Genomic DNA, 14180 nt, shown 5'->3' with positions numbered 1-14180 from the left:
CGCCTACGGTCGTCGGCACGCTGCCGCGCTCGTCGTCCGGCAGCCGGCCAAGACGACGCCCGAGGTCCTGAAAGCAGCGGACGAGTCCGGCGTCGCCCTGCTCGGCCTGGCCGCAGGAGCCTCATGGACCCAGCTCGCCGCCATGCTCCGCACCCTCCTCGCCGAGGGCGACATCGGCGACGCCTCACCGCAGACCCTTGACGGGATACCTGCAGGCGACCTGTTCGCCGTGGCCAACGCGGTCGCGGCACTGCTGGACGCTCCGGTGACCATCGAGGATCGGGCCTCGCGGGTGCTGGCCTTTTCCGGCCGGCAGGATGAGGCCGACCAGTCCCGCGTGAAAACCATCCTGGGCCGCCAAGTACCCGAGCAGTTCACCCGCGGCCTTGAGCGCAACGGCGTCTTCGAACGCCTGTACCGTGCACCGGTGCCTGTCTACATCGATCCAGGCACGCAGGACTTCGAGATGGAAATACCACGGGTAGCAATCGCCGTCCGAGCAGGGGATGAAATCCTCGGCTCGATCTGGGCGGCGGTCCCGGCCCCGCTCGGCGAAGAACGCACACAGGCACTCATAGACGCGGCGAAGGTGGTCGCCCTGCACATGCTCCGGTTGCGGGCGGGAGCCGACGTTGAACGCCGACTGAGGGCCGACCTGGTAAGCACGGTCCTGGAGGGCGGTGCTGCGGCTCCCGAAGCGATGGCGCGTCTCGGCCTGCTCGGTCGAACCGTGATCGTGTTGGCGATGGGACTGGCCGGCGCCGCAGAGCCGACGGCAGAAGAAGGCGTCAGCCGAATGGCCGACCGACAGCGGCTCACCGACGCGCTGTCAATGCACCTGAGCGCAGTCCAGTCGAGATCAGCAGTCGCGCTCGTGGGAGACATTGCCTACGGCATCGTGCCCGTGCCAGGCGGACCGGCAGACGACGCTGACCGTGCGATGCGCCTCGCCTCGGCCTTCCTGGAGCGCACGGGCCGCCGCGCGGCGGCAGTGATCGGCATCGGCCCCCTGGCCGAGGACATTGTCGGGCTTCGGCACTCGCGCGACGGCGCGGACCGGGCGCTCCGTGTACTTCTCACCGCCGGCCGCGGACGCCGCGTCGCCACCATCGACGATGTTCACATCGAGGCGCTCCTTCTAGAGCTTGCCGACCTTGCGGCGGCCCGTGGCGACCGTACAACGGGTACGGTCGCCCGCCTGCTCGACTACGACGTACAACACCACTCCCAACTGCTTCTCACGCTGCGATGTTGGCTGGACTCGTTCGGCGATGTGACAGCAGCATCAGCGATGGCACACGTCCACCCGAACACGTTCCGCTACCGTCTGCGCCGCCTCACCGAAGTAGGCGGGATCGACCTGGACAGCCCGGACCAGCGCTTTGCGGCCATGCTGCAACTGCGACTTCTGCCGTGTTCCACCTTGGGGCCCACTCGTCACCCGACGCAGGACGAGTAACCTCCCCACTGGTCTCTTACGTTGCTCGCCCTCGCACCTTCGGCAAAGGGGCAGCGCCTGCGTGCGTCGAGCCCGCTCAGGCCGGCGAGCTCGGACGGCGCCGAACGCCTCCGCGCCCAGCGGCACGCCGACCTCGGCCACCACTACGTCCTCGTACCGAAACGACACGAGCCAACCCGCCCGCGGCGCTTGCGCCTCGTTTGTGTTTCGTGCGCAACAGAACGCCTTGTCACGCTCGTCGCATCGGACGAATCACCATTCCCTCTGTCGTGCGCTTGCACGAATCGACGGTGGACTCACCGCCCTACGCTTCCTCACTACCCACCGACGGAGGGACTGTCCTTGCACCCGAACTGCACACCCAAGACCGTCCGGCGCACCGAAAGTACATCCCTCGCCCTGCTCATGGGCGTATACGTCATCGACTACATCGACCGCGTGATGATCGCGACTGCCCTGCCATTGATCGGCCAGGAGTTCGGCTTGACCCGCACCGAACAGGGGTTGGTCGTATCCGCTTTCGCAATCGCCTACATGGTCGGACAGTTCCCAGCCGGCCTGCTCGCCGATCGGGTTGGTTCCCGCCCGCTGCTAGTGGTGTCACTGGCCGCCTGGTCAGTGTTCACCGCCGCGACCAGTCTCGCGCCGGGCCTGGTTGCACTCCTGGTGCTGCGAGCTTTGTTCGGGATTTCGCAAGCGCTCTTCCCAGCAGCCTCCTTCAAGGCACTCGCCGAACGGACCACACCCAGCACGCGCAGTCGCGGCGCCGGCCTGATGCTCGCGTCGAACAGTCTTGGCGCGGGCCTCGGCCCACTGATCGTCGCCCCGGTCGTGGCAATGACGGGCTGGCGGCACACCTTCTGGATCATCGCCGCCGCAGGTCTGGCCGTCGGACTGGTGCTATGGAAGCTGATGCCACCACCGCTCCCGCGTGAGCTGACCGAGCCCGGCAGCCGACCGCTCGACTCGTCGGCCCCGGTGACACTTGTGCTGCGCAACGGACTGGTCCTGCGCTGCGCGCTCATGTTCGCCTGCTTCAACATGCTGAACTACGGAATGATCACCTGGGTCCCCTCCTACTTGATGGATGCCAGAGGCATGTCCATGGTCGCGGCCGGAGTATCTGCGGCCATACCGCTACTCGTGACAGCAGCCGCCGTGGTACTCGGAGGCCAACTCATGAGCCGGGGACTCGACGCAGACCCACGTCGGTTGGTCGTCCCAGCCCTGCTTCTCTCTGCTGCCCTGCTCGTCGCCATGCTGCTCACCAGCTCGACAACCGCGTTCACGGTCCTGCAGTCACTCGCCATGTTCTCGGCCGGACTCGCATCGATCGGAATCATCGGAATGCCGTTGCGCGCGCTGTCCCGCGACGTCATCGGTTCCGGAATGGGTGTCGTCAACACAGGGGGACAACTCGCCGGCGTCCTCGCCCCACTCATAATGGGCTGGCTCGCCGACCGCTCAGGCTTCGCTGCGGCGTTCGGGTTCTTGGCCCTCGCCACCGTCGTGGCCGCGTGCATCTCACTCACCACCCGCCCTCGTTCCACCGCGGAGCAAGGAGCCCCATTGCAGCCGAAAATGTCTCGAACTCCGTAGTCATCATCGGGAAGGGTGCGCGGCCGTCAACTGCAGTGCCCTGCCCAGCGGGCGGTCCGCCAGCACGGCGGAGGCGGGCAGGACCACCGGCCCGCTGGTTGCGTCCGCCGCCTGCCACCTGGGCGGCGCCCGATGACTGCTCGCCCGCCGGCCGGACTGTCAGGGTAGCGAACCGTGAGGTCATCCGACCCTGAGGCGGTGCGTCTGCGCTGTGCTGCTGGTGCGTGGCATCGCCTTCGAGGTGCTGCTGCTTACCGAGGCCGTGGGCTCGGAAATAGACGTAAGGATGAGCCGCTGCGACCCTCGAACGGTCGGGCGCTGCCGTTTTTGGGGATGCTCCGGCTATTGGAGGCGACTCGGTTTGCTCCAACTCGCCTGCGGCATCATCTGCTTGCGACGACTCCGAACCTCATTCTGAAACGTTCGGTTAGGCTGCCCGTCATGAATCCGGCCATGACCAGCAGTGTGACCACCGAGCCCGTCATCCTTGGTGCCTTGGAGCTGACCTCCGATCCGGAGCTGGATGTCCGGTTTGCGGAGTCGGCCCACCAGATCCTGGCAACCCTGGTCAGTGGGGGTGCCGCGCTGGGCTGGGTCGAACCACCCTCGCGGGGCGAGGTGGCGGAACTTCTTGGCCACGTCGTCTCTGCGGTGCAGGCTGGGGATGCGGCCCTGCGTGCCGCTTACCTCGACGGCAGGCTTGTCGGGTTGGGGTACTGGCTCCGCTACGCTCGACCGACCCATCGGCCACACGGAGATCTGGAGAAGATCGCGGTAGATGTTGCTGCCCAGGGTCGTGGCGTTGGTCGGGCGCTGACCGCTGCCTTGATCGCTGACGCCCGGGAGGCGGGTATCGAGGTCCTCACCCTGGACGCCCGTGGCGACAACACCAGTGCCCTGCAGCTCTACCGGTCGCTGGGTTTCACCGAATACGGCCGTCTCCCCGACTTTGTCGCCGTCGGTGAACGTCGCTACGACAAGGTCTTCTACATGCTGGACTTCCGCCGGCGAGGCTGAGCACTGCCACGCACGAAGGCCCGGCGGCGACCCGCCGGCGTTACGCGATCCTTCAGCCGAGGTGATCACGGTATGTGTGGTGGGGATGGGGGAATTCTTCGCCCGTAGTCACCACGATGTTGTGTTGTTCGGCATCACCGCCGCCGAACACGGGGCCACACACCAGGCCCATCAGTGCGGTGATCTCCGCGGCACCATTCCCCGTGTATGGGGCAAATCCTCAGCGCAGGGCCAGGATGTCGTCCGCCAGAACGACGCCCTTGATCCGGAAAACCCCGATGCGGCAGGTGCTCGTTGCCTCGCGGGTGAATGACCGGGCTCAGCTTGACGCCCTGACGTTGGCGGCCGGCTCAGGCTGTTCCGGTGCTCGGGGGCGTCGGTCACGTTGCCCAGGCTTCTGATTCTTTCGGAGGTCGCCCTCTCCCAGATCGTGCCTCAGCCTCGCGGAACTCGCCCAGTGGTTGCGCCGCAGCGCTCGAACCGGCGGGCCGTTATGTCAGCACTGCCGTGAACCGGGGCCGCCGCACGGGTCGTTCGGATGCCGGCTGATCAGGTCGTACCAACGATGAAATCGACCAAAGGTTCCCCGGCCGGGAGGCCTTGGACGGAGCCCTGCACGCCGGCCTCTCAGGCCCCGTCCAGGGTCGGACGGTGCCGCTGGGATCTACCGCAGGGCGAACGGAAGTTCACGGGGAGGAGGAGGCGTGCGGTGGCCGCCGCACGCCTCCTGGTGCAACATGACTCAAACCAGTTCGGGTTGTGGTTCCGGTTGCCGCGCTGGTGCGGCCTTCGATTCCCACCGTTTGGTGGTCCGTACATAGCCGTAGACCACTGAGGCAGCCGCCAGAATGAGCAGTGGTCCAAATACCCACGGATGTTTGGCCATCTCCATCGGCAGATAGCGATATGACACCAAGAGCGCAGCGAAGACCGTTGCACCGTAGGTGACCAGCTGGATTCCTGACCGGTCCCAGCCACGTGCGAGCGAGCGCAGCGCTGCCTCGATCGTGAGCGTGAACACCACGCCGGCAACCAGATCTGCGCCGTAGTGGTAGCCGAATCCCAGCGTTGCGCCGAGCGTGGCAATCAGCCAGAACGCACCTGCGAATTGCAGAATCCGTGGGCCCTTGCGGGAATGAATGAAGATAGCGGTAGCCCATGCTGTGTGCAGGCTGGGCATACAGTTGCGTGGGGTGATCTCGTCGAATGGCATGTGGTGCGGGATATTGACCGGCGGCGGCGTGTCCGGCCACAGGTCGGCCACCGCCCAGTGCCCGCCGTCGGCGCCGTAGGCGAAGATCGGTCCGACCACCGGGAAGATCATGTAGATGGCCGGCCCGAGGAGGCCGATGACCAGGAAGGTGCGCACCAGGTGATGGCCCGGGAAGCGACGTTCGATCGCCACGTTACGTAGCTGGTACAGCGTAACGATGACCGCGGCCACCGCAAGTTGAGTGTAGACGTAGTCGAGAAAACGGGCGCCGATCGGGCCGGTGGCCGTGACCATCCGACCTACCAGCCATGACGGGTTGCCCAGCGCGTGATCGGCGGTTGCCACGTATTGGTCGAGCACCGCCGGGCGGGTTTTCGACGTGATGAGTAGCCAGGTGTCGCCAGTCTTGCGGCCGGCCACCAGCAGCAGGGCCAGCCCGACGCCCTTCAGCAGCAGGACACGTTCCCGGCCTGTGCGGCGCGTGACAGCGATGACCGCACAACCCAAAATCACCCACAACGCGCCGTTGCCGAAGGGGTGGCCGTCGGTCACCTTGGCGTCGGTCGCCCACCGCACGAGCAAAAACGTGACGTCGATGCCGATAGCGGCGCCAGCCGCGATGAACCTCTGCCGCCAGGTGAGCACCACCATCATCAACGCCATACTGGCGTACAACAGGAAACCTGATTTGGGGGCGAATACCACCTCTTGCGCCTGGGTGGTGATCGGCCCCGGTAGGCCGTAGCGACGTGCGGCGATCTCCAGCGCGATGAGGAATCCGAAGGCCACCACCGCCGCCGTGACCCACAGTGCCGCCCGTGGTTGACGCCACGCAGCGAACGTAATTCTGCTTCTTATTCGCGAAAACACCCGCGATGCTATAGATATCAATTGTTTGGCCGATTTGTTAGATGTTGGTCGGGTTGGTCACTCTTCATGACGGATGGTGCGGCTTTCCGGTGAAGGGCGGGCGATAAGGGTGATCGCCATGAATTCGATCATGTTATCGGAGTGGTGCGGACGGGTTTGTTGGTCACGGGTGGTGCGACGGTCGATCCTGGCTCGATGGTTCAGCGGCTCGGGAACGGCCATGAAACTCTCGACGCCCGGCGGGCATCCAGGACGACACGGGTTACCCAGCGGCTCCGAAGCATCGTGGTTGCCCCGGCCAGGCGCGCTTTCCTGCCGCGTAGGTGCTCTTGTCGCCGCGACCTGCCCGGCGGTGAGAATGCGTGACTGTCGCGGTTGCGGGACTGTCGGGGGATTGGGATCGAAAACACCAAGGGGGAAGGCGCGGAGGGAAAATCGGATTTCGTGCGGCAATTGTTGCCGTGACAGCGACAGTTGCGGCCACCTTCGGCGTGTTCGGTGCGGTCCCGGCCGGGCGCCGCGTCGGACGGGAACCTCTGCTCCAACGTGTACGACACGAACGGCGGGGCCAAGGACCGCTACGCAGGCGTGCCCAGCGCTACCGCGTACCAACACGGTTGGGTGTGCGACGACAGGTCGGATTGACAGCAGGTGTGGGGGTGTTGCGCTGTTGCCCGTGCCGCACCGCCCGGTCCGTCATGGAACGCGCCGGTGCGGAACGCTCGCCAAGCAACTTTCCGCTGATCGGTAGTTGAGGGGCGGATCGCAGGGGTACCGTGGCCGAACCTGAGTCCGACCTGGCCGTTTCGGCCGCACGAGGTGACGAACGATGAAAAATAACGCGCTGTCCGTACCGCACCCTGCGAGTGCGCACCCCGCCCGCGTCTACAACGTCTGGCTGGGCGGCAAGGATCACTATCCGGTGGATCAGGAGGCAGCGGAACTCGCGGCCCGGGCAAACCCGACGATTGTGCCGTCGGTCCGGGCCAACCGGGCTTTCCTCGGCCGCGCCGTACGTCACCTCGCGGCGGCCGGTGTACGTCAGTTCCTCGACATCGGTACGGGCATTCCCGCCGCAGAGAACACCCACGAGGTGGCTCAGCTGGCCGCTCCCGAATCGCGTGTCGTCTACGTCGACAACGATCCGATCGTCCTTTCCCACGCGCGAGCGCTACTGGTCAGCGGCCCCGAGGGGCAGACCGACTATGTGCAGGCCGATGCGCGGGACGTGGACACGATTCTCGACGCGGCCTCCCGCACCCTGGATCTGGACCAGCCGGTCGGTCTCATGCTGGTGGCGATCCTGCAGTACATCAAGGACGCCGAGGACCCGTGGGACGTCACCCGTCGGCTGTTGGACCGCCTTGCCCCGGGCAGTCACCTCGTACTTTCCCATCCGGCCGTCGACGTCACCGCCCCCGAGGTCGCCGAATCCATGCGGATCTACAACGAGCGAGCCGCCAGCCACGCCTCCGCCACCCCCCGCACCCACGAAGAGGTGCAACGATTCTGCGATGGCCTGGAGATCTTGGAACCGGGCGTTGTCACCTTGACCCGCTGGCGTCCCGGACCGTCCGACACCCCGGACGACACCCTGCCCATGTGGTGCGCCGTGGCTCGCAAGGCTTGACCGGTGACTTCCCCGCCCTACGCCTCACCGGCAGCGACCGGGTCGATCAGCGTCACGTTCTGGACTCGCTTGCGGCGGGGCTCCGCCTCGATGCGACAGAACTGACGGACAGCCGTACGCGCCCTGCGCACGGATCACGCCGTGGTCCACACGACAGCAAGGCACGTGCGTGGGACATCGCGGTCCTGGAACGGGAGTTCGCCCGGTTACGGGGCGTCAGGGCGCACTGGCGGGCCGACTGGCGGCCAAGGCCCCCGGTCGGTTCGCCGAGGCTGCGGCAACCCGGGGATGTCACCGGGCCCCGGTGGATGGCGTGGCGCCATAGGCGCTGGTGATCACCAATGTGAGCGGCACCGCACCGAAGAGTAGATCCAAGGTGGTTCCGTGCGGCGAATTTGGCTTGGTGCCGTCCATGGCCACTCAAGGGCCCGGTCGCGCTGCAACTCCATTTGCGCGTCCGGGATATTTGCATGCTACGGAAGGGTGCGCAACTGTGAGTTGCCTGACTGAAAGGGGCGCCCTGAATTCTCTTCGGATTCACATTCACCGCGAAAGGCCAATTGTCTGTGCCGTGCCGCTCCGACTACCCTTGATCACAAGCCGCGAGCCCGCGACCTGAAGATCTTTCCGTCTTCTGCCCGGCGTCCATCGAGGAGTTCAGCGACTGACGCACAACGCAAGGACGAGAGCTATGACTACAGAACCGTCCCCTGAGGGGCCCGGCCCCGTACCCAGCCGGCCGGATCCGGTTCCGCATGACCCGCAGCCACCGTCCGAACCGGGCCCCAGCGAACCCGAACCACGCCCGGGCCCGGAGCAGCCCCCGGCGCCGGATCCCGGATCCCGCCCTGTTCCCGAGCCACCCGACTGACCGGGCGCTCCACAGCCCCCTGCGCAGCCCCTCTTTCCCCAGTTGCTTGTGAGCGTGCCCCACCGATTGCAGCCTCGGAATGATCGGCGCAAGGTAGATACGGGTAGCCGAGTGGGCTGCGCACCGCCGCATACGGGCCCTGCGCTTGCGCGGCCGTCGGAGCACGGCCTCGTCGGAGGCGTGCAGCGGCACGGTCGGTCAGGGTTCGTTAGCTCGCTGAAACTTCGCCGACGATTGACCCATCACACACCGGGCGGAAGACTCTGCAGGTCGCCCTGAGTGATCTTCAGCGGAGACGGGCGAGACAGGTGAAGTACCTCAAGCCTCCTGGTGTCTACGAGCCGCAGGAAGACACGGCCATGCTCGTATCCGCTCTGCGGTTCGAACAACTGGCACCCGGAGCCGAGGTGCTCGACGTGGGTACTGGTACCGACGCAGTGGCGATCGCCGCCGCCCGGCGCTGCGCATGTAACCGCGGTCGACACGTCGGCCGCAGCGGTGCTCATCACAGGATGGAACGCACTACTGTCCGGGCACGTTCGGGTCATCCGGGTCAGTCGCGGCGACCTGTCGGAGCCTGTGACGAGTATGCGGACACCCCGCAACGGGCTTCCGGCAGCTTCATGGTGCTTCCTCTCCTCGGCCGCCCCCCTCCGGTCGCTCCGGGGGCACCGCACGGCAGGAGTGCCAACGTTCGCGACGGTGATTCCGGAGAGGTCCCTGGCGTCCTCCGGCCCCGACCGGAGGACGCCAGGGGCATAGCCGAGGTCCCGGCCGAACGCTACGTATACACCATTATGGTCGATAAGTTCCACGAAATCGGGATCGCTCGCAATGTCGATTCCGCATCGAGCGGCGAAGGGGAGCACTCCTCCGAGGCTCGGAGTCGGAAGGCTCCGTCCCGGCCGTGACCCATATGGCGGGCTGCGTGGACATCAAACTCCCGTGGCTCTACGGCGCGTGCCGTGTGCCGCCGGGACAGTCCGCCACGCAGCGGTCGGGCTCATTTGCACCGTGCCCAAGGGGTCCCTGTTGGCCCGCTCGGGATGCGTAGGCCAGGACACCGATCAATCTGGAGATATGGCAGAGCTATGCCGGTGAGTGGCGGCCTCCTGCGCAGACGCCGATCGGCTGCATACCCATGAAAAGGTGAGGCACCCATGAATAACGGAAACAGGATCTTGCTTGCCGCTGCCTTGGCCGGCGGCTATGTGCTGGGCCGCACAAAGAAAGGTCGGCTCGCCCTCACGGCGGCGTCCTATATTGCTGGACGTCAATTCGGACTCGAACCGCGGCAGCTCGTGACTCAAGGAATGCGCAAACTCGGGGAGATCCCCCAGGTTGCGGAATTGGGTGAGCAGTTGCGCGGGGAGGTCATGGATGCCGGCCGGGAGGCCGTAACCGCCGCTTTCAACCGTCGAATGGCGACGCTCGCCGATACGCTCCATGAACGGACAATCCAGCTTGAGAGTGGTGGGGAGGAACCGGAAGAGGAGGAGGGAGAAGAGGAGGAGCGCGAGGACGAGTACGCACGCGACAGGGGAGAGGAGCCGGAAGAGGAGTACGAGGAGGAAGAGGAGCCCGAAGAGGAGTACGAGGAAGGCGAGGAGGAACCCGAGGGCGAAGAAGGCGAGGAAGCGGAGCCGGAGGGAGAGCCCGAAGGGCGACCCCGCCGTCGCACGCCCGGAGCTGCTGAGAAGCCTGCGCCAAGACGCCGTGAGCCGGCCAGGCCGACCGCCGGCCGACGTGAAGCGGCAAAGCGGGAAGGCCCCGCGAAGCGGGGTGGACAAAAGCCGGCGGCCAAGAAGGCCACCAAGAAGAAGGCGGCCTCCAGTAGGACCGCTACGAAGAAATCAGCACCGGCCAAGAAATCCGCAGCCAAGAAGTCGGCACCTGCCAAGAAAACCACCGCGAAGAAGACGGCGGCAAAGAGAACCGCGACGAAAAAGGCCGCGGCCAAGAAGACGCCTGCGAAGAAGAATTCCGCAGGGAAGAAGAAGACTGCTCCTGCTGCGAAGAAGACTGCCAGGAAAAGTACCAAGAAGGCATCATCGCACGTCGAGCGCCGGAGGTAACGGGTCATGTCAAAAACGGAACAGGACAACACGAACTCGGGACTCGATCGACTGCGTGAAGAACTCGGGGACTATCTGAAGGCTCGGGTGGGGGATCTGGCAGAAAGAGCCGGCGACAAGCTGATCGACGCGACGGGCCAGCTCACCGACGTCGCCGAGAACGGCGGATCACTCTCCAAGGTCGGAGCCAACCTCCTCGGAGGCGACTCTCCCCTCAAGGCCGTGCTCTCCGGGACAGCGGAGAACGTCAAGGACAAGGTCGTAGGGAAGGCCAAGGAGATCTTCGGCGGCGGAAAGGGGCGCAAGTCAGGAGATAAGAAAGTCACCAACATCATCGAGGTCATCGATGTCGGAGTGCCGTTGCGTACGGCCTACGACCACTGGACGCAGTACGAGAAGTTCAGCAGCTTCACAAAGGGCGTACGGGATGTCTCTCGGACCGATGAGACGTCCAGCAACTGGAAGGCCAAGGTCGGTCCTTCGACCCGGGGTTGGAAAGCGACCGTTCAGGAGCAGGTACCGGACGAACGTATCGTGTGGACGTCCGAGGGGGCCAAAGGGTCGACTCGAGGTGCAGTCAGTTTTCATGAACTGACGCCCGGACTGACCCGCATTGTTCTGGTCGTTGAATACTACGCTTCGGGGTTCTTTGAGAAGACCGGCAACCTGTGGCGTGCTCAGGGACGGCGACTTCGGCTGGACCTCAAACATTTCCAGCGCCATGTCACGTTCACCGACGAAGAGCCCGAGGGCTGGCGGGGCGAAATCCGTGACGGCGAGGTCGTACAGACCCACGAAGAGGCTCTCGAGGAAGAAGAAGCTGCCGACGCGGAAGAGGAAGCTGCGGACTACGACCGAGAGGAGGCCGAGGACTACGACGCGGAGGGCGCGGGCGAGGAAGAGGAAGAGGAAGAGGACGAGTACGAGGGCGCGGACGAAGGAGAGGAAGAGGACGAGGACGAGGGCGAGGGCGAGTACGAGGACGAGGGCGACTGGGAAGAGAGCGACGAAGAGCAGGATGAAGATGAAGATGAAGAAGAGGATTGAGCTGAGGGCCCCGTCAAGCCCCGTGGCGGACGACCGTATTCATGTCCTGGCGGAGCGGTGCAGTCATCCGTCGGGCCCAGCGGAACGGGAAGGAGATGCCGCTTGAGGTGGCCGTGTTGTCACTCCCCGGCCGGTTGCAGGGGACGCCATAGCTGATCCCAATGCAGCGGAATGTCTTCCCGAGCGCGGGCGAGGCGACACCGGGCGCACCGGACGCGGGCCCGCCGTTGCCCCGAGTGCGGCGGGTCGGCGTCGCGGCTGCCAATGCCTCGGCATGTCCATTCTTCAGTGCTTGAAGACGTCCTTGCCCTTCTCAATTACCTGCTTCACCTTCCCCTTCGTCTTCTGGGCCTTTCCCTTTCCCTCCAGACTTTCATTGCCCACGGCCTTCCCGGCCGTTTCCTTGGTTTTCCCCTCTGCTATTGATCCGATGTTCTTGGTCTTCTTTCCGATGCCCATGCCGTGCTCCCTGGGATCATTCGGGTGGTGGCAGCAGAGTTCCGAGCGGTCCGAGATCCAAATTGAGATCTTCCATGGAAAGGCCGTATCGGGTGCAGAATTCAATCATACGACTGTGCAGAATCATCAGAGTTGCTCCCAGACGCTCCTCCTGTTCCTCGGTGAGATCTCCTGCGTCGACCCGCTGAAGGGCTTGGCGTTCCATGAGCTGTCGCAGCAGCTCGACGAGGGTGAGGACAAGCTTGATCAGGTCCCGTTCCACTGTGTCCGGGTCCGTGATGATCCGGTGGGCCGGCCTTCGCGCGTCCGTCCCGCCCCGGGGTGGGACGTCCTGCGGCACCGCGGGCAGCATGCGGAAGGCGCGGGCGGCGGCGTCGGCGACCTCGTCGAGGCGATTGACGGGTGGACGGTCCTCACCTGTCATGGTCGTCTCCTACGTCTCCTGCGGATGGTGAGATGGCATTCCACGGGGAGGGATTCTGCTCGCTGATGGAGACGATCAGCGCGCGCAGAGATATGCGTACGAGGTCGATATCGGCTATGGAAAGCACGACGTCGCCGGTGAGGACCACGCCTCCGCTGAGCAACCGGTCCAGCAGGTCGATCAGTGCGATCTGCCGTTCCGGCAGCGGCTCCTCCGACGTGGCCGGCAGGCCGCCCGCCGCCCTCATGGCGTGGCCCTCTTCAGTGGTTCGGCCTCGGCGGGGGTGGCGAAGGAGTAAGGGGCCCACGGTCCGGTGACTTCGACGCGTACTCCGGGAAGTCCCTCTGCGGCCCTCATCACGTCGGCGCGGAAGCCTTCGGCATGGCGCAGCGGCACAAGGTAGGCGTCGTTGACGACGTTCTCTCCGGGCCTGCGGGCGAGTTCGCCTTGCTGCGGTCGGTGCTGGACGCGATCAACCGCATGGGCGCGGGCTGCGGCCTCGACCCGCTCAGCGGCCCGTTCGGCGTCCCGATAGGCGTCTTCCCGAGCGTGTCGCTGTGCTCTGCGCCGGCTGAGGTAGGCCCGCCCGGGGCTCAGGCCCGTATCCGTGGGTCCGTCGGCCGGATTCTCGGTCGCCGGGGCGGCTTCGACATAGATCTTGACGCCCCACTCCACCTGTGCAGCCAGGTCGGTCAGTCGGCGGTCGAACGCCTCGTGGCGGGCGCGGAGCATGAGTCGTACCCGCTCGTCGTCCAGGTATACCGTCGCCAGACGAAGCGGCAGGACGGTGGTGCGGGCGGCCAGCGCCTCAATCACACGGTGATGTGCGCGGGCGACCGACTCCAGCCAGTCCAAGTCTTCGAGATGGGCTCGCAGCGCGGCTTCCTGGAAGTCCCGCTCGGGTACCGGGCTCACGGCGATCACCACATCGTCGCCTTGTTCTGCACGCACCAGATGCACCGGCGTATCCGCTACTCCAGGGAGACCGGAGAGAGCTTCCTCCAGTGATCCGTCGGTGTCCCGTGCGACGGCGTACGCATAGGCGATGGCCTCGGTCATGGCTTGTCCCGCTTCTCGCTGCGGGGGCTGGGATCTGCCCGTTTGGTGCGTGAGGTGCGGCGGGGAGCCGAAGGACGACTCTCCTCGTCCTCGGCCGGTGCCAGCTCACGGTCCTCGCGCAGCGCCGCGATCTCGGCTTGCAGCCGCTTGTTCTCCTCGGCGAGTGACCGGTAGCCGTCGTTGGCGCGGGAGGACAGGGCCGGGTCGTGCTCCCACCAGTCGATGCCCATTTCCTTCGCCTTGTCCACCGAGGCGACCAGAAGGCGCAGCTTGATGGTGAGGAGCTCGATGTCCAGGAGGTTGATCTGGATATCGCCTGCGATGACGATGCCTTTGTCCAGGACCCGCTCCAAGATGTCGGCGAGATTGGCCGAGGAGCCCTGGCCGTACGGAGCGGACCTGGACGGTAGGTCGCCCAGCCTCCTGGCGACGGGTTCGGTCACGGCCGCTGCACCTC

14 protein-coding genes are annotated in these 14180 nt (G+C 65.6%); 7 read left to right on the top strand and 7 right to left on the bottom strand.

The window, feature by feature from the left end; translation table 11 throughout:
• The 4 genes from ACFU8Q_RS30315 to ACFU8Q_RS30300 form a co-directional block, all read left to right on the top strand.
• The coding region (locus ACFU8Q_RS30315) for a PucR family transcriptional regulator (protein ID WP_384459771.1) at positions 1-1459 on the top strand (1459 nt) is incomplete at its 5' end.
• A gap of 405 nt (positions 1460-1864) precedes the next feature.
• A complete protein-coding gene (locus ACFU8Q_RS30310) occupies positions 1865-3058 on the top strand; it encodes an MFS transporter (protein ID WP_384459767.1) in 1194 nt (397 codons plus the stop codon).
• 441 nt (positions 3059-3499) lie between these two features.
• Positions 3500-4075, top strand: a complete 576-nt coding sequence (locus ACFU8Q_RS30305; RefSeq protein ID WP_384459764.1) for a GNAT family N-acetyltransferase — start codon at positions 3500-3502, stop codon at positions 4073-4075.
• 85 nt (positions 4076-4160) lie between these two features.
• Positions 4161-4388, top strand: a complete 228-nt coding sequence (locus ACFU8Q_RS30300; protein ID WP_384459761.1) for a hypothetical protein — start codon at positions 4161-4163, stop codon at positions 4386-4388.
• A 429-nt stretch (positions 4389-4817) separates the two neighbouring features.
• Here ACFU8Q_RS30300 and ACFU8Q_RS30295 read toward each other — a convergent pair whose 3' ends face one another.
• Both ACFU8Q_RS30295 and ACFU8Q_RS30290 read right to left on the bottom strand, forming a co-directional pair.
• Complete coding sequence (locus ACFU8Q_RS30295) at positions 4818-6080, bottom strand: phosphatase PAP2 family protein (RefSeq protein ID WP_384459777.1); 1263 nt, start codon at positions 6078-6080, stop codon at positions 4818-4820.
• A 135-nt stretch (positions 6081-6215) separates the two neighbouring features.
• Positions 6216-6380: a hypothetical protein gene (locus tag ACFU8Q_RS30290; protein ID WP_384459758.1), complete on the bottom strand. Its 165-nt coding sequence runs from the start codon at positions 6378-6380 to the stop codon at positions 6216-6218.
• Positions 6381-6987: 607 nt separating this feature from the next.
• On the opposite strand from ACFU8Q_RS30290, the gene ACFU8Q_RS30285 reads away from it, so the two are divergent.
• From ACFU8Q_RS30285 to ACFU8Q_RS30275, 3 genes are all read left to right on the top strand, one after another.
• The gene (locus tag ACFU8Q_RS30285; RefSeq protein ID WP_384459755.1) at positions 6988-7788 is read left to right on the top strand and encodes an SAM-dependent methyltransferase; all 801 of its coding nucleotides are present in this window, start codon (positions 6988-6990) and stop codon (positions 7786-7788) included.
• 2031 nt (positions 7789-9819) lie between these two features.
• The gene (locus tag ACFU8Q_RS30280) at positions 9820-10734 is read left to right on the top strand and encodes a histone protein (RefSeq protein ID WP_384459752.1); all 915 of its coding nucleotides are present in this window, start codon (positions 9820-9822) and stop codon (positions 10732-10734) included.
• Positions 10735-10740: 6 nt separating this feature from the next.
• Positions 10741-11781, top strand: coding sequence for an SRPBCC family protein (locus ACFU8Q_RS30275; RefSeq protein WP_384459749.1), 1041 nt, complete (start codon positions 10741-10743; stop codon positions 11779-11781).
• 285 nt (positions 11782-12066) lie between these two features.
• Here ACFU8Q_RS30275 and ACFU8Q_RS30270 read toward each other — a convergent pair whose 3' ends face one another.
• From ACFU8Q_RS30270 to ACFU8Q_RS30250, 5 genes are read right to left on the bottom strand one after another with little or no spacing between them, the layout of a single operon-like run.
• Positions 12067-12240 (bottom strand): CsbD family protein, encoded by a 174-nt coding sequence (locus ACFU8Q_RS30270; RefSeq protein WP_384459746.1) that lies wholly within the window; start codon positions 12238-12240, stop codon positions 12067-12069.
• 16 nt (positions 12241-12256) lie between these two features.
• Positions 12257-12664, bottom strand: a complete 408-nt coding sequence (locus ACFU8Q_RS30265; protein ID WP_384459743.1) for a gas vesicle protein K — start codon at positions 12662-12664, stop codon at positions 12257-12259.
• Entirely contained in the window at positions 12654-12911 is a 258-nt protein-coding gene (locus ACFU8Q_RS30260) for a gas vesicle protein (protein ID WP_384459740.1), read from the bottom strand. The genes ACFU8Q_RS30265 and ACFU8Q_RS30260 overlap by 11 nt, the downstream gene beginning before the upstream one ends.
• Positions 12908-13723, bottom strand: a complete 816-nt coding sequence (locus ACFU8Q_RS30255; RefSeq protein ID WP_384459737.1) for a GvpL/GvpF family gas vesicle protein — start codon at positions 13721-13723, stop codon at positions 12908-12910. The genes ACFU8Q_RS30260 and ACFU8Q_RS30255 overlap by 4 nt, the downstream gene beginning before the upstream one ends.
• Entirely contained in the window at positions 13720-14142 is a 423-nt protein-coding gene (locus ACFU8Q_RS30250) for a gas vesicle protein (protein WP_384459774.1), read from the bottom strand. The genes ACFU8Q_RS30255 and ACFU8Q_RS30250 overlap by 4 nt, the downstream gene beginning before the upstream one ends.
• Between the last annotated feature and the right edge of the window lie 38 nt (positions 14143-14180).

The organism is Streptomyces sp. NPDC057543 (genome assembly GCF_042801895.1).
Classification (GTDB): Bacteria; Actinomycetota; Actinomycetes; order Streptomycetales; family Streptomycetaceae; genus Streptomyces.
Note: the sequence above shows the minus strand (reverse complement) of the source record. Positions and strands in the feature narration are given on the sequence as shown.